This window comes from Mangrovimicrobium sediminis (assembly GCF_004745945.1).
In the GTDB taxonomy this organism is placed as follows: Bacteria; Pseudomonadota; Gammaproteobacteria; order Pseudomonadales; family Halieaceae; genus Mangrovimicrobium; species Mangrovimicrobium sediminis.
The window spans coordinates 136053-157082 of the sequence record NZ_SRLE01000011.1; the positions used below are offsets into that span (position 1 = coordinate 136053).

General features: G+C 57.5%; 15 protein-coding genes. 14 read left to right on the forward strand and 1 reads right to left on the reverse strand.

Annotation, left to right across the window (positions count from 1 at the left end; all coding sequences use genetic code 11):
* The first annotated feature begins 14 nt into the window (after window positions 1-14).
* The 8 genes from E4634_RS15945 to E4634_RS15980 all read left to right on the forward strand — a co-directional run bounded on the left by E4634_RS15945 (window position 15) and on the right by E4634_RS15980 (window position 9430).
* Window positions 15-1451 carry a TIGR03752 family integrating conjugative element protein gene (locus E4634_RS15945; protein WP_135445649.1) on the forward strand — a complete coding sequence of 479 codons (1437 nt, stop codon included), beginning with the start codon at window positions 15-17 and terminating at the stop codon, window positions 1449-1451.
* Window positions 1396-1854 (forward strand): TIGR03751 family conjugal transfer lipoprotein, encoded by a 459-nt coding sequence (locus E4634_RS15950; RefSeq protein ID WP_135445650.1) that lies wholly within the window; start codon window positions 1396-1398, stop codon window positions 1852-1854. Before E4634_RS15945 ends, E4634_RS15950 begins: the two co-directional genes overlap by 56 nt.
* A gap of 13 nt (window positions 1855-1867) precedes the next feature.
* Window positions 1868-4594 carry a conjugative transfer ATPase gene (locus E4634_RS15955; protein WP_135445651.1) on the forward strand — a complete coding sequence of 909 codons (2727 nt, stop codon included), beginning with the start codon at window positions 1868-1870 and terminating at the stop codon, window positions 4592-4594.
* A gap of 110 nt (window positions 4595-4704) precedes the next feature.
* Complete coding sequence (locus tag E4634_RS15960) at window positions 4705-5142, forward strand: TIGR03757 family integrating conjugative element protein (protein WP_240725216.1); 438 nt, start codon at window positions 4705-4707, stop codon at window positions 5140-5142.
* The gene (locus E4634_RS15965) at window positions 5139-6164 is read left to right on the forward strand and encodes a TIGR03756 family integrating conjugative element protein (protein ID WP_135445652.1); all 1026 of its coding nucleotides are present in this window, start codon (window positions 5139-5141) and stop codon (window positions 6162-6164) included. Before E4634_RS15960 ends, E4634_RS15965 begins: the two co-directional genes overlap by 4 nt.
* Complete coding sequence (locus tag E4634_RS15970; protein WP_240725217.1) at window positions 6161-7501, forward strand: integrating conjugative element protein; 1341 nt, start codon at window positions 6161-6163, stop codon at window positions 7499-7501. The genes E4634_RS15965 and E4634_RS15970 overlap by 4 nt, the downstream gene beginning before the upstream one ends.
* Before the next feature lie 40 nt (window positions 7502-7541).
* Window positions 7542-7868 (forward strand): hypothetical protein, encoded by a 327-nt coding sequence (locus E4634_RS15975; RefSeq protein WP_135445653.1) that lies wholly within the window; start codon window positions 7542-7544, stop codon window positions 7866-7868.
* A complete protein-coding gene (locus tag E4634_RS15980) occupies window positions 7865-9430 on the forward strand; it encodes a conjugal transfer protein TraG N-terminal domain-containing protein (RefSeq protein WP_135445654.1) in 1566 nt (521 codons plus the stop codon). The genes E4634_RS15975 and E4634_RS15980 overlap by 4 nt, the downstream gene beginning before the upstream one ends.
* Window positions 9431-9442: 12 nt before the next feature.
* Here E4634_RS15980 and E4634_RS15985 read toward each other — a convergent pair whose 3' ends face one another.
* The gene (locus E4634_RS15985) at window positions 9443-9772 is read right to left on the reverse strand and encodes a hypothetical protein (RefSeq protein WP_135445655.1); all 330 of its coding nucleotides are present in this window, start codon (window positions 9770-9772) and stop codon (window positions 9443-9445) included.
* Window positions 9773-9861: 89 nt separating this feature from the next.
* On the opposite strand from E4634_RS15985, the gene E4634_RS15990 reads away from it, so the two are divergent.
* The 6 genes from E4634_RS15990 to E4634_RS16015 all read left to right on the forward strand — a co-directional run bounded on the left by E4634_RS15990 (window position 9862) and on the right by E4634_RS16015 (window position 21022).
* Window positions 9862-10515, forward strand: coding sequence for a HEPN domain-containing protein (locus tag E4634_RS15990; RefSeq protein ID WP_135445656.1), 654 nt, complete (start codon window positions 9862-9864; stop codon window positions 10513-10515).
* Window positions 10516-10762: 247 nt separating this feature from the next.
* Window positions 10763-12100, forward strand: coding sequence for a vWA domain-containing protein (locus tag E4634_RS15995; RefSeq protein ID WP_135445657.1), 1338 nt, complete (start codon window positions 10763-10765; stop codon window positions 12098-12100).
* Window positions 12101-12279: 179 nt separating this feature from the next.
* Window positions 12280-15840, forward strand: coding sequence for a DUF8742 domain-containing protein (locus E4634_RS16000; RefSeq protein WP_135445658.1), 3561 nt, complete (start codon window positions 12280-12282; stop codon window positions 15838-15840).
* A 63-nt stretch (window positions 15841-15903) separates the two neighbouring features.
* On the forward strand, window positions 15904-17679 hold the full coding sequence (locus E4634_RS16005) for a DUF262 domain-containing protein (protein WP_135445659.1): 1776 nt from the start codon (window positions 15904-15906) through the stop codon (window positions 17677-17679).
* Window positions 17680-17689: 10 nt separating this feature from the next.
* Window positions 17690-18112, forward strand: a complete 423-nt coding sequence (locus E4634_RS16010; RefSeq protein WP_135445660.1) for a hypothetical protein — start codon at window positions 17690-17692, stop codon at window positions 18110-18112.
* A gap of 15 nt (window positions 18113-18127) precedes the next feature.
* Window positions 18128-21022, forward strand: a complete 2895-nt coding sequence (locus E4634_RS16015; RefSeq protein WP_240725218.1) for a DUF1156 domain-containing protein — start codon at window positions 18128-18130, stop codon at window positions 21020-21022.
* Window positions 21023-21030 lie beyond the last annotated feature (8 nt).

Consider the following 21030-nt stretch of genomic DNA (forward strand, 5'->3'; position numbering starts at 1 on the left):
GAGGGACGGGTAGCATGTCGATGGTCACCAGCAACCGCTTATTACCCCTTCTCGCCGGCTCGGTGCTGCTTCTAACGGCTATGGTGGCCATCGAGTCCTGCTCACCCGATGCGGCACAGCCGCAACTGTTAGATGCGGTACCGCGGGCGCCCAAACCGGATGCCGATACACCGGCCGACACGATCAAGACCTTGACGGCCAATGTCAGCGCCATGACCTCGGAGCTCAATGCTCTGCGGAGAGATAACAGCGCGCTGAAACAGGAAAATCGCGATCTGATCAAAGACCGTAAGCAGATCGAAAACAATGTGCTGTCCCGATTGGAGCAATCGCTGGCTTCGAAGCGGGCGGACACGGACCCTCAGGCCTCGACGTCAGCCGTCGCGGCATTAACCGCCAGGGTAGACGCCCTGGCGAGCCGCTACGGTAACTCGGGCAATCCGTCACCCACAGTAGGTTCCGACATTCCCGTCGGACTCGGCCTGGATGGTGTGAGATCCGCAACTCCGGATTTGGAAGCGCTGGTGTGGATCAGCCCCCTGGAGATTGCATCATCACCCGACAGTGACCAGGCATCATTGTTCGACCGCTACAGCCGTACAGGGCGCACCGCGCTGGATCAGGCGAGCCCGTCAGTTCAGTCACTGGTGGACAAAGGTGGCGCAGCGCTCAATCCGTCGTTGCCGGTCTATACCGTGCCACGGAACGCAACCCTGATCGGTTCCACCGGCATGACCGCCCTGGTGGGGCGGGTACCAATTCAGGGGCAGGTCCGAGACCCCATGCCCTTCAAAGTGATCACCGGCAAGGAAAACCTGGCCGCCAACGGACTGCGGATCCCGGGTGTCGAAGGCATGATCTGGAGCGGCACCGCTGTTGGTGACTGGACGTTGTCCTGTGTGACCGGGACATTGGAGTCGGTGACTTTCGTGTTCGAGGACGGCACCATTCAAACCCTTTCCAGTGATGATAGATCCAGCGGCGGCAATCAGCTAGGTGGTTCCAGTGGAAGCAGCAATCGACCGCTGGGCTGGATTTCCGATGCGCAAGGCATCCCCTGTATCACCGGTGAGCGCAAGACCAACGCGCCGGCATTTCTGGCCCAACGCATTGGCGTGATGGCGCTCGAAGCCGCCGGAGAAGCCGCCGCGCAGGCTGAAACCACCACCTTGATCAATGACTCGGGTAATGCCACCAGCGTGGTCTCCGGTGAGACAGGTCAATACATCCTGGGCAAAACCCTGAGCGGGGGCAGCGACGAAGTGGCGAAGTGGTTGTGGGAGCGCCAGGCGCAAAGTTTCGATGCGGTCTTCGTGCCCGCGGGCGTCGAGCTGGCGATCCATGTCGACCACGAACTTCCCATCGATTTCCATTCCAATGGCAGGAAACTCCATCATGAAACGACTCTCTTCGGACAAGCGACGACTACCACCGCTTCTGGTCTTGATTAGCGGTTTGACGGTCGGCTGTGCCGGTACCAAGGAAACCGTTTTGCCACAGGACGGCCCGACCATGAAGTCCATCTACGATCAGCACATGGTCGATGTTCAGCGGTCCGATCAGCGACGCGCCATGGGTGGTCAGCCATTACCGCAATCCGGCTTCGAGCACTACCGCGGTTTTGTGAGGGAAGCAGCCAACGAAATCGACACCGTTTTTCCGCGCCTGCCCAATCCCACGCTGGTGATGTACATCTTTCCCCACCTGTCAGGCCGTGAGCGCACGCCGGTACCGGGGTATGTCACCACCTTTCCATTTTACGAAACGGTGGAGTACGCATTACCGGGAGAAGTGTCGGGTGAGGTGTCCCCAGCGCCACCTTCGACCGCCGATCCCACTCAGCCAGACAGATAGGCAGGATTGCCCGATGCGAGCGAAGAAATCCGATCAGGGCGATGATGCGCCATTAACCAGCGCGTCGATCAAACGGCAGTACGAGCGACCCCCGTCCTTCACCGATCTGTTGCCCTGGATGGAATACTTCCCTGAGAGCAAAGCCTTTTTGTTGGAGGATGGTATCAGCATGGGCGCGCTGTTCGAGGTAACCCCGATCGGCTGTGAAGCCAGGACGCCGGTGTTTATGTCGCAACTGCGGGATGCGATCCAGATCGCCATCAATGAATCGATCCCTGAGCGGGATGACGCGCCCTGGGTGTTACAGATTTATGTGCAGGATGAGCCCCGGCTGCATCGTTTCAATGCGTTGATGGAACACTATCCGCCGCCTGCGGTTCGCGCATCCGACTATTCACAGTATTACCAATCTGTGATGGCCAGCCACCTGCAGGCGATCTCGAGGGCGGGGGGCTTGTTTGAGGACACCACCGTGACTGGCTCTCGCTGGCAGGGACAGCAACGCCGCATTCGTGTGGTGCTTTACCGCCGCCTCAGAAACAACGGTAAATCCCCTTCGATGCTGGAAATGGAAGAGGCTCTTAATGATGTGGCCATCAAATGGATCGCCTCGCTGGCCTCGGTGGGCATCAAAGCCAGGCGGGCCGATGGCCAGGCCTTCTATGAGTGGCTACTGCCCTGGTTCAATCCCCGACCGGGCGTGGCCTGTGGTGATCCGCAAACCCTGCTGCAGATTGCACCCTATCCCGGGGATGAAAATCTGCCATTCGGGTACGATTTCGCCGAGCAACTGACCCTGTCGATGCCGCGCTCCGATGAGGCCACGGCGAGCTGGATGTTCGACAACATGCCCCACACCGTCGTGACCGTGCAAAGCCTTCGGCGCACACCGGATATTGGGCATTTCACCGCCGAGCGCCAGGCCGGGGACCAGGTATTCTCGTTATTTGACCGGCTGCCCGAGCATACGGTCATGGCCATGAGCATCACCATCAAACCCCAGGACACGACCCGTAACCACATTGCCCAGATCAAGCGCGCCGCGGTGGGGGATTCGGCGGAAGCATCCATCACACGGGAGGATGCCGAACAGGTCGAGCGGGAGATGGCGCAGGGCAACAAACTCTACCCCGTAAACCTGGCATTCTACGTGCGCGGTGAGGATCACAAAGCCTTGCGAGCCAATTTGAATCGGCTCAATGCGCTGCTTCTGCCCAATGGCCTGCAACCGATCACCCAGGAAGCGGACTTGCTGGCACTGGACAGTTATATCCGCAACCTGCCCATGGCCTTTGACGTGGAGTTGGACAAGTCACGGCGCCGGTCGCGCCTGATTTTCTCCCGCCATATCGCCAATCTGGTGCCGTTCTACGGGCGCTCACGTGGGACGGGCCATCCGGGCATGGTGTTCTATAACCGCGGCGCCGAGCCCCTGGTGTTTGACCCGCTGCACCGGGATGACCGCAAGAAGAACGCCCACATGCTGATTCTGGGGCCGACCGGGGCGGGGAAGTCAGCGCTGTTGGTGTATTTGCTGCAACAGATGATGGCGCGCCACCGGCCCCGCGTCTTCATCATCGAAGCGGGAGGCTCGTTCTCCCTGTTGGGGCAGCACTTTGCCGGCCACGATCTATCGGTCAATCAGATCACCCTTAATCCCAACGTCGACGTCAGCCTGCCGCCGTTCGCCGATGCGCTGCGCCTGCTGGAGCGGCGCCAGTCGTTCAACCCCCTGGATGTCAACGATACGGCTATCGAATCGTCACTGGATGAAGAGGATGTGGAGGACGAGGGCGGCAACCGGGATATTCTCGGTGAAATGGAGATTGCCGCGCGCATCATGATCACCGGCGGCGACGAGCGCGAGGATGCCCGCTTGACCCGAGCAGACCGGCTATTGATCCGTAATGCCATATTCCTCGCCGCGAAAACGGTGAAAGAGACAAGTCGAACACAGGTGATTACCCAGGATGTCGTTGAGGCCTTCCGGGACATTGCCGCAAATCGTGAACTCCCTGAACACCGACGCAACCGTGCTCTGGAGATGGGCGATGGCATGGCGCTGTTCTGCTCGGGGCTGGCGGGGCATTTCTTTAACCGGCCGGGGCAGTCCTGGCCGGAAGCCGATGTCACCATCCTCGAAATGGGCATGCTGGCCCGCGAAGGTTACGAGGATCAGCTCACTGTCGCCTACTTGTCGATGATGAGCCACATCAACGACCTGGTGGAACGTCACCAACACGACGATCGCCCCACGCTGGTGGTCACCGACGAGGGCCATATCATCACCACCAACCCCCTGCTGGCGCGCTATGTGGTCAAGATTACCAAGATGTGGCGCAAGCTCGGCGCCTGGTTCTGGATCGCCACCCAGAACCTGGAGGACTTCCCGGATGCCAGCCGTAAAATGCTCAATATGATGGAGTGGTGGCTCTGCCTGGTGATCCCGAAAGAAGAAGTGGAGCAAATCGCCCGCTTCAAGGATCTGAATGATGAGCAGCGTAACCTGCTGCTCTCAGCGCGCAAGGAGCCAGGGAAATACGTGGAAGGCGTGGTGCTGGCCGACAAGGTCGAAGCCCTGTTCCGCAATGTCCCGCCGGCCCTGTCTCTGGCGCTGGCCATGACCGAAAAACACGAGAAGGCCGAGCGTGCGGCCATTATGCGCGAAAAGAACTGCACTGAGCTGGAGGCGGTTTACGAGATTGCCAGACGTATCGAGGAATCGCGCAAGCGGGAGTAGGGCGGGGCAAAAACCACCACGTCTCTGGTCAGAGTTTGTCGTTTCCCCCCTGCCGGCAATCCCTCAGCATGAATACCTTGTCAACGGTATCTGAGGCTGGATGACCGCAGGTGAATACTCGTAATGCCCTCCGTCTTCTTTCAACCTGCTTCGTCGTGCTGTTTTATCAGCCGGTTGATGCGAGCGAGCTCCCAGGTTCGATCGAGGTTTTCACCGATTCCTTCCACCCAGTTCAGAGCGATGCTGATGCTACCTCCGTGTACGTGATAGATCGTATCGACCGACTGCAGCAGGAACTCTCCAACGGTTTACCCGCGGATCCCGACACCGCAAAGCAGGTGGCGCTACGGCACCTGCAGCGCGTGGATGCCAGGCTCAGTGGTGAACTGGAAACTGCCGCTACCGGACTGGTCAAGGCGATGCAGTATGGCCTTGATGGCCATCCCGCCATTGTCTTCGATGGCAAGTTTGTCGTGTACGGCATGACCGACCTTGTCGCGGCAACTGAACTGTATCGGGAATGGCGGGCTGGAGTGCGTCGCCCATGATGCGCAGTCTCCGCTGTTTCGGATCCATACTGCTGATGTGGACCTCCCTCATGGGGCATGCTGGAAACATCACTACCACGGAAATCGTGTCTCAAACCGCGAGTGCAGCACTGAGTTGTATGCGCTGGATGCCGGTGGGGATGTGCTTTTGGCTGCGCTGTTCCCTCTATGAATGCAATGTCGAGACCTCGATCAAGGTTGGCCATTACCAGCCGGATGCGGTGGTGAGCAGCTACAACGATCTCGGCGGCAACCCCTGGACAGAGATCCGCAGTTTGCTTGGGGCTGCACAACATTCTGCCGCCACGGGGCTGCTCGGCAGCCTGCTTAGCGTGCCCATAGAGAGCGCCGGGAATCGAACGGAAGGCGGGCAGGGCAACAGGGACCACCGCAATCTTATCTTCCGGGAGACCGATGTCATCGGGCATCCAGTGAGCGCGCTATCAGACATTGTCGCGGGTGCCGGTTACCTGTGCGAGTCCGAAACCATCTCCTTCTACCCTTATTTCATGTCCAGTCTGGATGCGCTTTCCTGGCGGATGGAGATCCCGGAGATGTTCTACCCCGCCAGCTCGATTCCTGGTCTGCGAGAAATTGGCACCTGGCCGCTCCAGACCTGGGGTGGTGTGTACCCGAGAACGGGCTGGACAACGCAGGCTGAGGAGCCCAAGGCAGCGGCGATCAACGCACAACGCGCTGGGGATATCGTGACGCGAGGCGGTCAACCGCACATTTACGACCAGATCTCGCCGTCCTCCAGCGCGGACCAGCGAATCTGGTCACCGGGCCCATTGGTTGAAGGCGATCCAAGCACTGGCGAGTGGCAGATGCTGCTGCCTCGAGCTGAAGCTAGCTGCAGCGTATTTGGCACCAACGATCTGGCAAGCGCAGCGGGTTGGGGCGGTGGACGCGTCGACGAGGAGGGCGACTACGCCTGGAACCTTTGGCGGCCCTGCCAGTGCTGTGAACGGCAGGGTCAGTTCTTCCTGTACGACATCAACTGGATCATCTACCCACCATGATCAAACGCACTGTGCTTTGTATATCTCTCCTCCCGTCACTCCTGATGTTGGGTCATGGCGCGAGCGCCGCACAGGCGCCGACTGAAGATGGTTTGTGGTACTACGAGATCGGTGGTGCGGAACCTGTTTCAGTACCGGCGAATCCAGCAGTGGTTTCTGTCACCTTGGGTGGCTCTGCCCAACTGGGGCTGGGCTATAGTTGTGGCAAGTTCGATCCAGTGGCCGCGGTGACCAACACCCTGAACGATATCGGTGGCGGCGTTGATGATATGATGAACGCCATGACCGCTGCCGCCACGAGCGCTATAGCGGCCTTGCCCGCGCTGATCCTGCAGCGGGCCAATCCGGGTCTTTACGATCTCTTCCAGAACGCCCTTATCAAGGCCGAAGAAACCATGCAGCTGGCCACCAAGTCCTGCGAGCAAATGGAGGCCGAGATTGCCCAGGGCAAGAACCCCTATGCCGATCTGATTACCTTATCCAAAGGGAATGACTGGAAGGTGCAGATGGGGATTGGCGGCAATGATGCGGTCACCGCCAAAGACACGGTGGAATCCTCCAATGGCGACAACGGTGTGCCCTGGATAGGTGGGCAGGCTGGCGGCAGCGGCCAGCCGGTGCTGGAGTTCACCGGGGATATCGTCGAAGCCGGTTACAACATCAATATGAACCGGGCTGTGACCGACCCCAGTCCGGTCCCGGCCGCATCGGCTACGCGCCTCTCGGAAATATGGGGCTCGCCCGCCGACGCCCGCGACTGGACGGTGGATGTGGTGGGGGAAAACATCGTCACTACCTGCGACACCTGCCGCAAGGACAGTATTCCCGGTACCGGCCTGCTACCAAAGCTCTATCAGGAGTCGGCCATTGTCGCCACTGAGATCCAGAACCTGGTTAGCGGCGCGACCCCGCCCACGTTGGCCAATCTCGATCAGATCACTGCCCCCGGTGTGGCCATCACCCGCCAGGTGATCGAAGCGATCCGTGAGATGCCGGCCTCCGAGCAGAGCCTGATCATGGGGCGTCTGGTCTCCGAGATCAGTATCGCGCGTACGGTCGAGAAAGCACTGTATGCCCGCCGTCTGCTCTTGTCGGGACGCCAGGTACCGGAAGTTTACGCCACCGAGGTGGCCCGCGAACACGCTGAAAACTCTATCGCTGAGCTCGATAAAGAGATTGAAAACCTGCTGTTCGAAACCCGGGTGCGCCGAGAAGTAGTCTCGGATACCGTTGCCACGCTGCTCGAGCGAGCGGCTGCGAAACGGCAGAGTTCACTGACGGTACCAGAAGTGCCGACACTCGATCCCAATCCCTTGCGAGGCGGTCGTGTGCAGTAATATCCGCTCACGACGTAGAGGTTTTCTGCTGTTCACCACCGTGGCCGCCCTGCTGACCGCAGGAGCGGGTTATCTACTGATGCATCGATTGCAAACCGAGTCCATCCAATCGATTCAGCAAACGATGGACACTTGGCGGGTGGCGTTGACCCTGCTGCGCTGGGGCGTGATCGCCGTGGTGGCATTCAGCTGGAGCCACGTTGTCCAGCGCTTATCTGCGTCAGGAAAGCTGAGTTCCGTCCAGGCTGAGTACCTCACCGGATTGCGATGGCGGGCAGTTACCTGGCTGATCATACTTGAGCTGGTGCTAGGGCAGGGGATGGTCGTGAAGTTCTTCGACATCATTGCTGGGACGAACAGCAAATGAGCGTCGACAGTTATCTGGAACTTTTTACTTCACTCTTTGGCTGGGCCTTCTACGGTATTCTGTGGGACGTGCTGGTCGGTACCGGTATCGTCTATCTCCCCTTCCTTGGGATCCTGATCGATAACTGGCGTGAACCGGCGCAAGGCGGCGAAGTCGGCCATGCCAGTGGCCTGTCGCTACGACGGATGGAGATCGAGTTGTTTATCGCGCTGTTGGTGGTCGTGCTCGCCGGGCAGCCAGCTGCGCTCACACCCCTCAACGCGGCAACCCTGTCCCATTCACCACCGCCCACCCTGTTGGACCCAACACCGACGACTGCAACGGTAGCGTCCCCACAGAGTACTTATGGCACGGCCGGATTCACGGGTTCAGCAGCAACCGTCAATGTTCCCGTCTGGTGGTACGGCGTGATCTCCCTCAGCTCAGGGTTGAATCACGCCATCATCGAAGGCCTGCCAACGGTCGCTGATATGCGCACCTTTGAGCAGCAAGCCCGCCTGGCCACCATCGCGGACCCTCGCCTTCGGCAGGAGGTCAGTGACTTTTTCAGCCAGTGTTACATCCCGGCCCGCTCCAAGTACCAGGCAGAGCGGCCGAATACGCCGGCGATCAGTGGCATCCTCGCCACCTACGGCGCCGACGACCCGGACTGGATGGGCTCCCACGTCTACCGCGATACCCCAGGCTTCTACGACACATTGCGCCCAGCCAACCAAATCACCGGCTGGGCCTACAATGCAGTCAGGGACACAGAGTACGATCTGACGGCGCCGCCGACTTGGGGCAAACCCTACTGCAATCAGTGGTGGGACGATGCTGCGATCGGGCTAAGTCAGAAGCTGATCAATGAAGCCGATGCCACATCCGCAGGCTTCTCCGGTTTGGTGGTCGCCATCGCGCCTACACTCGCCAGCGAGCAGCAAAACGACGCCGTCGCCAAGACGGTGCTTACCAACGCTCCGCCTTCCTGGTCGAGCAACGATCTGATTGCCAACAATACTTCCAGTTCAGGCTTGTTCAATACCGCCGGCAATATCGTCAAAGGGGGCCTCGCCGCCGGTGGCGTAATTACCGCATCAGCCTTGTTTTCCATCACCATGACCGCCGTGCTGCAGTCACTGCCCATGGTCCAGGCCATTATGCTGCTGGGTATCTATGCACTGTTGCCCCTGGTGGTGGTCCTATCCCGCTACTCCATTGCCATGATGGTAGTCGCAGGCATGGCGATTTTCACCATCAAATTCTGGACGGTACTCTGGTACCTGGCCATGTGGGTGGATCAGAACTTGATTCTGTCGATGTATCCGGACGTCAACGTCTTCCTGCAGATCTTCGCCAACCCCGGCGAACATGACGCCAAGCGCATGCTGCTGAATATGATTACGACCAGTCTCTATCTGGGATTGCCGCTGCTGTGGAGCGGGATGATGGCGTGGGCGGGGGTGCAGGTTGGTCGATCAATCAACAATGCGACGGCACCATTGGCGCGTCCAGGGGAGGATGCTGGTAGACAAGGTGGTGCGTTAGGAAAAGCGGCAGTAGGCCGGGGTGTCCGCCGTTAGTGCTGGGTCAAGCTAATCATCATCGTACCAGCCGTAGGGATCGGTTCCTGCATCCAGACGACCAGTGCGGTGATTATACTCACCCGACAAGTCTGAATCGTGTAGCCGGCGTTCCTCGTCTTGTCGAACTTCTACTGAGGCAAACAACTCGCGAAAAGTATTGAGTATCGCCAATGCTAATCCGAGCACCAATACCCCCGCGTGTTGCAAGATGACTCCCGCGCGGGCCAGCGAACCTGGATATTGGGATGCACGTTTGACCATCCTTAAATCATAGCTGATGTTGAGAGAATGAAAAACTATGGATTCATGAAGAAGGGGGTACGGTACAGGTTCAAGCACAAGTATCCATAATCGAAAAGCAGCCAGCCCTTGCTATGAGTGGCTAGATTTCAAATAATCCTTGGCTTGTCATGCAGGGATGCGTATTCATGCAGCTTACCCATGCTGAGTTGAAAACCCGCCAGCGGGCGGAACGCGATGCGTATCCTCCCGGGCTAACCATGCGCGTCCATCGGGCACTCAGCTGGCTCGACCGGGCCGAGCAATGCGAGGACGATGACGGTCGCTTCATCTTCCTCTGGATCGCCTTCAATGCGGCTTACGCGAACGATCTGGGTGATGGCGATCGGTTGTATGAGAAGCAGGCCTTTGGCCAGTTCCTCGACAAACTGATCGAGTTAGACGCGCAGGACGTCCTCTACAAATTGATCTGGAATGAATTTCCCGGCTCCATCCGAGTGTTGCTCAAAAACCATTACGTCTTCGAGCCGTTTTGGGAGTACCACCGGGGCAATATCGCTGAAGAAGAGTGGCAGGCGCAGTTTGATCGCGCGAACCGGGGAGCTTTCAAAGCGCTAACAGAACACCGGACTGGAGCGGTACTGTCCATTGTCTTGTCTCGCATGTACACCCTCCGGAATCAACTCATTCACGGTGGCGCGACCTGGAATTCCGCCGTCAACCGTGAGCAGTTGCGCGACTGTACAGCCTTCCTCGGCAAGCTGGTGCCGTTCGTCATTCATTTGATGATGGATCATCCCGAGACGCTCTGGGGTGACGCCTGTTATCCCGTGGTGGATTGACGCCAACGACTCCGTCGATTGCAGTCAATGAGCCCCTCTCCGCCTATCGCCTGATGCAGGGTTTAGAGGCCCAAGGATTCCAGCCGACGTGAGTCCTGGGGGCGGCGTAACCTGCTCGAAAACTGTACGTGTATATGTATACACAATATACACGTCGCCTATGGTGACTAGAATTGAAATCCTCCAGCGCTGACCCCGCCAGATAAGCAGGGCTAGCCACTGCTCATCGAAACTGCGGAGGTTCACCATGACTGACATCAAACTCGACATCCTGCCCCAGCGCTCCGCTGTAATGGCGGACCACAGCACCGAGCTCTATGCGCTGGTGCGGGCACAGGCCCCGTCGCGCCCTCAGGGCGGTGAAGCTGATCGGATTCCCCTGAACCTTGCCCTAGTGCTGGATCGTTCCGGCTCAATGGATGGACGGCCCCTTGAGGAAGCAAAGCGTTGTGCCGGCTATATCGTTGATCAGCTGGAGAGCCGGGATCGCCTGGCCCTGCTCACCTACGATAACCGGGTTGATGTAGTTGTGCCTTCGACGCTGGTGAGTGACAAGGGTCAGCTCAAGCGTGCGATAGACAGAATCTATTCCGGCGGATGCACGGCCCTGTTCGACGGCTGGCAGGCTGGTGCGCTGCAGGGGCTGGAGTTTGCGGCGGAGAAGAACCTCACCCGGGTGCTTTTGTTGTCCGACGGATGTGCCAATGTCGGCCCCACGGAGCCGGACGAGATCGTACCCCAAGTCTCCGCTGCCCTGGCGCGCGGCGTCAGCACATCCACCTATGGCCTGGGCCATCATTTCAACGAGGAATTGATGGTTGAGATCGCCGGTGCGGGCGGCGGGCAGAGCTATTACGGCGAATCAGCGGAAGATCTGCTAGACCCCTTCCAGGAGGAGTTCTCCCTGATGGCCGCCCTGTGCGCCCGTCAGGTCAAGCTGACGCTATCCGCTCCCGAGGGTATCGAATTCGAGCTACTCAACGATTATCGTGAACTGGAAGCCAGCACCTGGCAGATGCCCGATTTCGCATATGACGGCGAAGCCTGGGCGCTGGTCAAGCTGACTGTGCCGGCTGAGCTGCCCAATCCGCAGGGCAATGCAGACATTGAGCTTCTACGTGCCTTCATCAGCTACACCGACGTGGTGACCGAAAAGCCGGACACGCGCTCATACACCCTGCGCCTGCCGCGGGTAGCCCCGGACGCCTGGGCGGCTATCGCAGAGGATGAGCGGGTGGCGGGGCGCCTGCAGGAGATACGCGTGGCGCAGATGCAACGCGAAGCGCGCCAGGCTGCGCTGGATGGCGACTGGGCCAGAGTGGATGCCATCGTCGCGCGGGCCGAAGCTGAGGCGGGCGATAACGCCTGGGTGAAAGAGGCCCTGGAATCGTTGAAGCGCTATGCCCGGGGCAGGGACCGGGAACGGATGTCGAAGGAGGCAATGTATATGTCCCGCAAGCTGCACCATCGGTTGGCGGAACATGACGAAAATGCACGGGATTACCTGCAAGACGTGGAATCCACCAAGGCGGGCTATCTGCGTCGGAAACGGGAGCAAGGAAAGCGGATGGACCGTAGAGACTAATAACCAAAATGCCTCGAACTTCGCCGTTTCTGGTCACAATTTGACCAAATGCTACGGAATTTCGTCATGGAGTCACCCCTGGGTTAGACTGGGCCGTTAGCCTGTCTCGCACCAGCGGTGGCTATGCTATTTGGGGAAGTTGGGGTAATACAAAGAGCCATGAAGTCCAAGGATCACGGATGCTAAAACTCGAAGACATCAAGAAGGACGCTCAGGTTCGGGGTATTCAGTCCGACGAGATCGTGCGCGTGGTCCAGGTGGAGCCGGTCGGCGATGCAGCCCTGACCGTATACTACAAGGACAGCCAGGGTCGGCTGGGCGAACAGATGCTGTTCCGCTCCGATGAGCCCCGCCTGGCGCTCGCCGAAGCGGGCCGACCCTGGGCCTTCGACGCCCCCGGCGCGGACTTCAAATTGGGCCTGGAGGCCTATCGGATTTCCCAGGCCGCATTGTTCGACCCCATGATGGCGGTGCACACCTCCAACGTGGAGCCCCTGCCGCACCAGATTTCGGCGGTCTACGAGGCCATGCTGCCGCGCCAGCCCCTGCGCTTTGTGCTAGCGGACGACCCCGGTGCCGGCAAAACGATCATGGCGGGGCTGCTGATTCGGGAGCTGCTGGTACGCGCGGATGCCAGGCGCATCCTGATTGTTGCCCCCGGCTCGTTGACTGAGCAGTGGCAGGACGAGCTCCTGGAAAAGTTTGGCGTCCAATTCGAAATCTTCAGCCGTGAGAAACAGGAGCAGTGTGCCTCCGGTAACTATTTTGACGAGCAAAACCAGCTGATATGCCGGCTGGACCAGCTCTCTCGCAACGAGGAACTGCAGGACAAGCTCAAGGCCAGCGAGTGGGACCTGATCATCGTTGACGAGGCCCACAAGCTGTCCGCGAACTACTATGGTCAAAAAGTAAACAAGACCAAGCGTTTCCAGTTGGGTGAATTGCTGGGGTCCATCACTCGGCACTTCCTGCTGATGACGGCCACACCCCACAACGGCAAGGAAGAAGACTTCCAGATCTGGCTTTCTCTGCTCGACGGCGACCGCTTCTTCGGCAAGTTCCGCGAGGGCGCTCACAAGGTCGATGTCTCCGACATGATGCGCCGCATGGTCAAGGAGGAGCTGCTCAAATTCGACGGCACACCGCTCTTCCCAGAACGTCGGGCCTACAGCGCCAACTACGAACTCTCCGATGCGGAAGCGGCGTTGTACACCGCTGTAACGGACTACGTCCGCAATGAGATGAACCGTGCCGACAACCTGAATGGCAAACGCAAAGGCACTGTCGGTTTCGCCCTCACCCAGCTTCAGCGCCGCCTGGCCTCCAGTCCGGAAGCCATTTACCAATCCCTGAAGCGACGTCACAAGCGTCTGGAAGACCGCCTGGAAGAAATGAAGCTGATCGCGCGTGGCAAGCGCGTGCAGGATGGTGTGGCGGTTACCTTGGGGGAGTACAACGTCACCAAGACCTTCGAACTGCCGGATAACTTTGACGAACTCGACGAAGAACTCAGCGCCGAGGAGTATGAACTGTATTCCGACCAGGTAGTCGACCAGGCCACAGCCTCGGAAACCATCCCCGAACTGGAAGCCGAGATCCTGATCCTGAAGGACCTGGAGCAACAGGCCCTGGACGTGGTGCGCTCAGGCAGTGACAGGAAGTGGGCGGAGTTGTCCCACCTGCTGCAGGATCGGCCCGAGATGTACACGGAGTCCGGCAGCCGCCGCAAGCTGATTATCTTCACCGAGCACAAGGACACGCTCAACTACCTGGTGGGCCGTATCGGCGGCATGCTCGGCAACCCCGATGCGGTCATCACCATCCACGGCGGAGTCAATCGGGACAACCGCCGCAAGGCGCAGGAAGAGTTCCGCAATAACCCGGACGTGCTGGTGCTGGTCGCCACCGACGCCGCCGGGGAGGGCGTGAACCTGCAGAACGCCAACCTGATGGTGAATTACGACCTGCCCTGGAACCCCAATCGCCTTGAACAGAGGTTCGGCCGCATCCACCGTATCGGCCAGACCGAAGTTTGCCATCTCTGGAATCTCATCGCGGCCCAGACGCGAGAGGGGCAAGTGTTCCAGCGCTTGTTCGATAAGCTGGAGGTGGAAAAGCAGGCTCTCGGCGGCAAGGTGTTCGATATCCTGGGCGAAGCCTTCGAGAACAAATCGCTCAAGGACCTGCTTATTGAGGCAATCCGCTATGGCGATTCGGCAGAGGTGAAGGACCGCCTACACCAGGTGATCGATGGGGCCCTGGATACCGAGCACCTGAAAGAAATTTTGCGACGCAACGCCCTCGTCGAGCAACACATGAGCCTGGAGGATCTCTACGCCGTTAAAGAGGAGATGGAGAAGGCCGAAGCCCGCAAGCTGCAGCCTTATTTTATCCGCGCGTTCTTCATGGAGGCATTCCAGACACTCACGGGAGAATTGCGTCCGCGGGAAACGGGCCGCTATGAAATTCGGCACGTCCCCGGCGCTATCCGTGAGCGAGACCGTGTTATTGGTGAGAGCCGTACACCGGTACTGCGAAAGTACGAGCGCATCTGCTTCGAAAAAGACCTGGTGCGCCTGCGCGGCAAGCCCATGGCCGACCTGATCCACCCGGGTCACCCGCTGATGCACGCCACCATCGACCTGATACTGTCTGCCCATCGTGGCAAACTGAAGCAGGGCGCCGTACTGGTCGACCCCAATGACGATGGCCTGGAGCCCCGGGTCCTGTTCATGGTGGATCACAGCATTCGGGAAGCGAGAGGTGACAAGGCGACAGATCAGCCCAGGGTAGCCTCCCGTCGGTTGCAATTCGTGTCCATAGATCAGCAGGGTACCGCGTATCACGCAGGCTGGGCGCCCCACCTGGATTTCCAGCCAATCGACGATTACGACCGGAAGCTGGTACAGGACATTCTCAATGCCCCCTGGCTGGCCAGCAACCTGGAGAGCCTGGCCCTGGGTCACGCGTCCCAGCACCTCGTCCCGGAGCATTATCAGGAAGTTAAAACCCGGCGCGAGCGTCAGTCCGACAAGGTGCTGGCCGCGGTCAATGAACGTCTGGTCAAGGAGATCAACTACTGGTCCGATCGCTATATCAAGCTGACTGATGACGTAGCGGCCGGCAAGCAGCCACGCATGCAGCCGGAGAATGCACGTCGTACAGTAGAAGAGCTCACGGCCCGCCTGGAACAGCGCAAACGGGAACTGGAAGCCATGAAGAATGTGGAGTCCAGTACGCCGGTGGTGATTGGTGGTGCTTTGGTGGTACCACAGGGCTTGCTGGCTCAAAGAAAGGGTGAGGCTAACTTCTGCGCTGATGCTGCCGCGCGCTCACGAATTGAGCGGATTGCGATGAACGCGGTTATGGATGCTGAGTGCAGCCTGGGACACTCCGTGAAAGATGTTTCTGCCGAGAAGTGTGGCTGGGACGTCACCGCCCAGCCCCCTGCCAACCCTGATAACTCACTCAAGCCGGATCGTCACATCGAGGTTAAGGGTCGTGCCAAGGGGCAGAGCACCATTACTGTCAGTCGCAACGAAATCATGTACGCACTCAACCAGGCGGATAAGTTCCTGCTGGCAGTGGTAATTGTCGATGGGGACGAGTTCGAGGGGCCGTTCTACATTCGCGAGCCATTTACCAGCGAACCCGATTTCGGTGTGGCGAGTGTGAACTACGAATTGGGCGACTTGTTAGGCAAAGCGGTTGCGATAGAAAAAAGCCTACTGCCAGAGTGAGCAGTCTAGCGCCGATAATTTGCAGTACTTTGTGAGATCAAAAGAAAATCCAGGTTTTAATCGATGAGCTACAACGTTACAACAATCGCGGAAACGCTCGGCCGGATCAATCAGGGAGTCTATATTCCCGGCATCCAGAGGCCCTACGTCTGGACGGCGGACCAGATCATCCGCTTGTTCGATTCCCTTATGCGCAAGTACCCCATCGGCACGTTGCTGCTCTGGAATTTGCCCGCGCAGAGCCGTGATGACTGGGAAGTTTACCGTTTCGTAGAGAATTTCTGGGAAGGAGATATCCATAACGATCGCGTTGAAATCTCCGGCGATCAGCCTTGCACACTCGTCCTGGATGGCCAGCAGCGCTTGACCTCCCTGCTTATCGGGCTGAAGGGTACCTACACACTCAGGAAAAAAGGTAAGCGTCGTTCCAACGCTGATGCTTGGGAGGAGTTGGCACTGCATATCGACCTGGCTCATGCCCCAGAGGCGGACGATGCACTGGATGACGAAGACAGTCCACTGAGTGAGCATTATCGCTTCAAGTTTTTCGACGTGAGTGACCGTCCCCGGCAAAAGCCGGGGGAGTTGTGGTTTGAGGTGTCTTTCATTCTCGGTGTCGCAACTGAGGAAGAGTATGCGCGGCTGGAGACCAGTTGGATCACCAACAACAGCAGTCTTGAAGCATCCCAAAAATCTGTCGCAAAGGAAAACCTTCGCCGTCTTTGGGATATGGTCTGGCAGGACGAAACGCTCGCCTCTTTCACCGAGAAGAGCGCATCCTATGACCGGGTCCTGGATATTTTTATCCGCGCCAACGACGGTGGTACACGCCTGAGCCGCAGTGACCTGCTGATGTCCGTCATTACCCTGCGCTGGGAGCAGTTCAATGCGCGTACCGAAACAGAAGAACTGCTGGAGGCACTCACCAAGGAATTGTTGCCGAAACGCGCATTCCAGCGCGAATTCCTGCTACGCACGGCGCTTTACCTGAACAATCTCGATTTCAGTATCCAGGTAAAGAATTTCACGCCAGCGAATATCCGCAAGCTGGAGCAGTCCTGGGACTCAGTGAAGCAGGCGATGACGTTTACCGCGCGCTGGATGCGGGCCAATGGCTTGTATGGCGATGCCTTGTCAGGCCACAACCTGGTCATGTTTCTTTCTTACTACTTCTGGTTTAAGGGGATCAGCGACGAAACCACCCCACTTTCAAACGAGAATTCCGAAACCATTCGCCAGTGGGTGATTCTGATGCAGTTCCAGAAATTGCTGTCACTGCAAACAAAAAAGAATCTCACAGACTATCGAACTGTCATTCGTAAAATGCCATCACACAGCGTCGATTTTCCAGTGGCTGATGTGTCGCGTATGTTTGCATTGAATGGTCGTGTGTTTGGCTTTAACGCAGAGTGGTCAGAAAAGCTCTGCGATGTCGAAATGGACCAGAATAATGCTGAAAAATTGCTCTCTATTGTCTACGGCAAGGACCTCGCTGCCAACCAGCTGCGGCCGTTGCCGCTGATACAGTCGCGCTATTTCATGCCAGAAGAGTTGAAGCGCGCGGGCATTCCCGAAGCGCTACATACCAGTGTCCAGCATCATGCCAATAGGTTGGGGCTCGCTCTGGCGCTGACGGAGGATGAGTCGGTTCATTACTACGAGCTGCCATTCGATCAATGGATTCAGAGGCTTACACCCAATCAGTTGGAACAGCACTTTCTCCCCGACGACATTCAAAACTATCGTCTGGGAAATCTACCCGAACTGATTACCCGGCGACGGGAGATTATCGCAAGTCGGTTGGGTGAGACGATCCCAGAGGTCAGGGAATCAGCGTGAAGGCGTGGTCGTGGAGATGAGCGAATATTTGCAGCTGCAGGAGCGGACTTGGTACGGGTGGCAAATGTTGCCGGGATACGGGAACGGTTATCAGCCCTATTATTCGCCGATCTTTGTACAGCAGGTCAAACCACTGAAAACTGGTAAAGGCCTACTGGAGCTGAAATTCTTCAACGCATTCTATGCTGAAGGTGTGCAGGGATTTGAACTGCGAATGAAAGTCCAGGATCGGCATCTCGAGTACCTTATCGCACAGCTCGATTATCCTGATGAGCATCGCAATGCGATCATTTCAACTATCAGTTTCGATTGGGTCAGGGAGATGCTGCCCACACTGTGGTATCACCGCCCTCCGGCACATTTCGATGGATTGGCTAGCTCGGAGTGCCAGTACTATCTCAGCCAGGCTTTCTTCGGAAGGCTGCGGCCATGATCAGGAAGTAGTTTGATGCAGGTTAAAAGCCCCAAAAAGCTTATTGAAGTCGCACTTCCCCTCGACGACATCAATGCAGCCGCGGCGCGGGAAAAATCCATCCGCCACGGCCACCCCAGCACTCTGCACCTGTGGTGGGCTCGTCGGCCACTGGCGGCGGCACGAGCGGTTCTTTTCGCCCAGTTAGTGAATGACCCCGGCTACCAGAGGGAGTTGGGTTACGGCGTCAACAAAAAGGAGGCGGAGATCAAGCGCGAAAAGCTGTTCCAGATTATTCGCGACCTTGTGCTGTGGGAAAATACCAACAATGAGGAAGTGCTAGGCCGAGCGCGCGAGGCCATATGGGAGAGCTGGCGCGAGACCTGCCATCTCAATCGAAACCATCCGCAGGCAAAGGAACTCTTCGATCCTGAAAGGCTTCCAGCATTCCACGATCCGTTTGCTGGAGGTGGTGCAATTCCACTGGAAGCTCAAAGGCTTGGATTGGAGAGCTATGCCTCAGATCTCAACCCAGTCGCGGTGATGATCAACAAGGCAATGATTGAGATTCCGCCTCGATTCGCAGGCCAAGCACCGGTGGGACCCCTGCCGGAGGGTGAAAAGCAAGCCAAGCTGGTTGACGACTGGAGCGGGGCTAGGGGTCTTGCTGAAGATGTGCGCCGCTACGGCCATTGGATGCGCGAACAGGCTTTCAAACGCATCGGTCATTTATACCCGAAAGTAACTATTACCCCTGAATTGATTGCCGGGCGGCAGGATCTCAAGCCCTATGAGAACGAAGAGCTGACGGTAATAGCCTGGCTGTGGGCGCGCACGGTCAAGAGCCCTAATCCAGCCTTCAGCGATGTCGAGGTTCCGCTGGTCCGGTCATTCATGTTGTCGACCAAAAAAGGAAAGGAGGCTTGGGTAGAGCCAGTAATAGAGGGTGACAGCTACCGATTTGAAGTCAGGCTTGGAAAGCAGCCGGTAGGCGGGATTGTCGGAACGGTCGAGCGGTCTGGGGCTACATGCATAATGTCTCAGACTGCCATGACATTTAAGTACGTTAGATCTGAAGGTAAAGCCGGGCGCATGGGTGTGCGCCTGATGGCGATAGTGGCAGAGGGAAACCGAAGTAGGGTTTACCTATCACCAACCGAAGAAATGGAGCGTCTGGCAGAAAAAGCAGAACCAGTTTGGAAGCCCGAGCATACACTTCCGGTCAATCCGAGGGACTTTAAGACACCGAACTATGGGCTTAATACGTTTGGTGATCTATTTACTCCTCGACAACTCGTTGCACTGACGACCTTTTCCGATCTGGTACAGGAAGCCCGCGAAAGGGCCTTTACTGGTGCCAAAGCCGCCGGCGTACCGGACGATGGTATAGGGTTGGCTGATGGCGGTAGCGGAGCTACAGCATATGGTGATGCAATTGGAGTTTATCTAGGCTTCGCCTCAAGTCGCCTCGCAGATAGAAGTTCGACTGTTTGTACATGGGATTCACACAAAAGCGCCGAAAAAATAAGAAACGCTTTTGGAAGACAGGCAGTTCCTATGACTTGGGACTTTGCAGAGGGAAACTGTATGACTGAGTCTTCGGGGGGCTTTACAGTACAAGTCGAGTATATAGCAAAGTCTATCGAACGCCTGCCTTGTTTTTTGAACGGATTTGCGGAGCAACTAGATGCTGGAAGCCAAAGACTAAGTGTCGCAAAACTTGTTTCTACTGATCCTCCATATTACGACAATATCGGCTATGCCGACCTTTCCGACTATTTTTACGTATGGATCCGACGCTCTCTGCGCAGCGTTTATCCGGAACTCTTTGGGACCATGGCAGTACCTAAGGCTGAAGAATTGGTTGCTACACCTTATCGTCATGGTGGAAAGGAAGAGGCTGAATCCTTTTTCCTCGATGGGATGACCCGCGCAATCCACAATCTAGCGGAGCAGGCCCATCCTGCCTTCCCTGTGTCGATATATTACGCATTCAAACAATCGGAAACTAAAGAGGGTAGTACCACTAGTACAGGTTGGGTAACCTTCCTTGAAGCAGTGATTCGGGCTGGATTCTCCATTGATGGCACTTGGCCAATGCGCACTGAGCTTGCCAATCGCATGATTGGCTCGGGTACAAATGCGCTGGCGTCCTCAATTGTATTGATCTGTCGAAAGCGCCTGTCCTCTGCAGATACGATTTCGCGTCGGGATTTCCAGCGCCAGCTACGAGAAGAGATGCCTGAAGCTTTGGAAACCATGATCGGCGGCGAAAGCGGCCAGAGCCCTATTGCACCGGTTGACCTCGCACAGGCATCGATTGGCCCGGGCATGGCCATCTTCTCCCAGTATTCGGCAGTCCTTAACCAGGACGGAACCAATATGGGTGTCCATGATGCCCTAATACTGATCAATCGTGCTATTACCGATTACCTGAGCCCGGACTCTGGTGCCTTCGACGCAGATACCCAGTTCTGTTCCAGCTGGTTTGAGCAGTACGGCTGGAGCACTGGCCAATTTGGTGAGGCAGATGTACTGGCGAGGGCTAAAGGAATAAGTGTGCAGGGGGTAGCTGATGCTGGGGTGTTGGAGTCCGGCAAGAAAAAGGTCCGGTTGCTTCGTTGGGAGGAGTACGCTGAGGATTGGGATCCCACCACGGATAATCGAACACCGATTTGGGAGGCCTGCCACCAGATGATTCGCAGTCTAAACAATCAAGGGGAAGCAGCCGCTGGAGCACTACTAGCGAAAATGCCGGAGAAGGGGGAGCCTATCCGACAGTTAGCGTACCACCTCTATACGTTGTGCGAGCGTAAAAAGTGGGCTGAAGAGGCCCGCGCTTACAATGAGTTGATCGCCTCCTGGCACAGGGTCGTTGCTGCCTCCCATGAGGTAGGTCACAGCGGTACTCAAAGTGGCCTGGACTTTTGACTAGGAGG

What these genes read in the sequence shown, in the direction of transcription:
- E4634_RS15945 (WP_135445649.1), top strand. Translation starts at nt 15, where the DNA reads ATGTCGATGGTCACCAGCAACCGCTTATTACCCCTTCTCGCCGGCTCG.
- E4634_RS15950 (WP_135445650.1), top strand. Translation starts at nt 1,396, where the DNA reads ATGAAACGACTCTCTTCGGACAAGCGACGACTACCACCGCTTCTGGTC.
- E4634_RS15955 (WP_135445651.1), top strand. Translation starts at nt 1,868, where the DNA reads ATGCGAGCGAAGAAATCCGATCAGGGCGATGATGCGCCATTAACCAGC.
- E4634_RS15965 (WP_135445652.1), top strand. Translation starts at nt 5,139, where the DNA reads ATGATGCGCAGTCTCCGCTGTTTCGGATCCATACTGCTGATGTGGACC.
- E4634_RS15970 (WP_240725217.1), top strand. Translation starts at nt 6,161, where the DNA reads ATGATCAAACGCACTGTGCTTTGTATATCTCTCCTCCCGTCACTCCTG.
- E4634_RS15980 (WP_135445654.1), top strand. Translation starts at nt 7,865, where the DNA reads ATGAGCGTCGACAGTTATCTGGAACTTTTTACTTCACTCTTTGGCTGG.
- E4634_RS15990 (WP_135445656.1), top strand. Translation starts at nt 9,862, where the DNA reads ATGCAGCTTACCCATGCTGAGTTGAAAACCCGCCAGCGGGCGGAACGC.
- E4634_RS15995 (WP_135445657.1), top strand. Translation starts at nt 10,763, where the DNA reads ATGACTGACATCAAACTCGACATCCTGCCCCAGCGCTCCGCTGTAATG.
- E4634_RS16000 (WP_135445658.1), top strand. Translation starts at nt 12,280, where the DNA reads ATGCTAAAACTCGAAGACATCAAGAAGGACGCTCAGGTTCGGGGTATT.
- E4634_RS16005 (WP_135445659.1), top strand. Translation starts at nt 15,904, where the DNA reads ATGAGCTACAACGTTACAACAATCGCGGAAACGCTCGGCCGGATCAAT.
- E4634_RS16015 (WP_240725218.1), top strand. Translation starts at nt 18,128, where the DNA reads ATGCAGGTTAAAAGCCCCAAAAAGCTTATTGAAGTCGCACTTCCCCTC.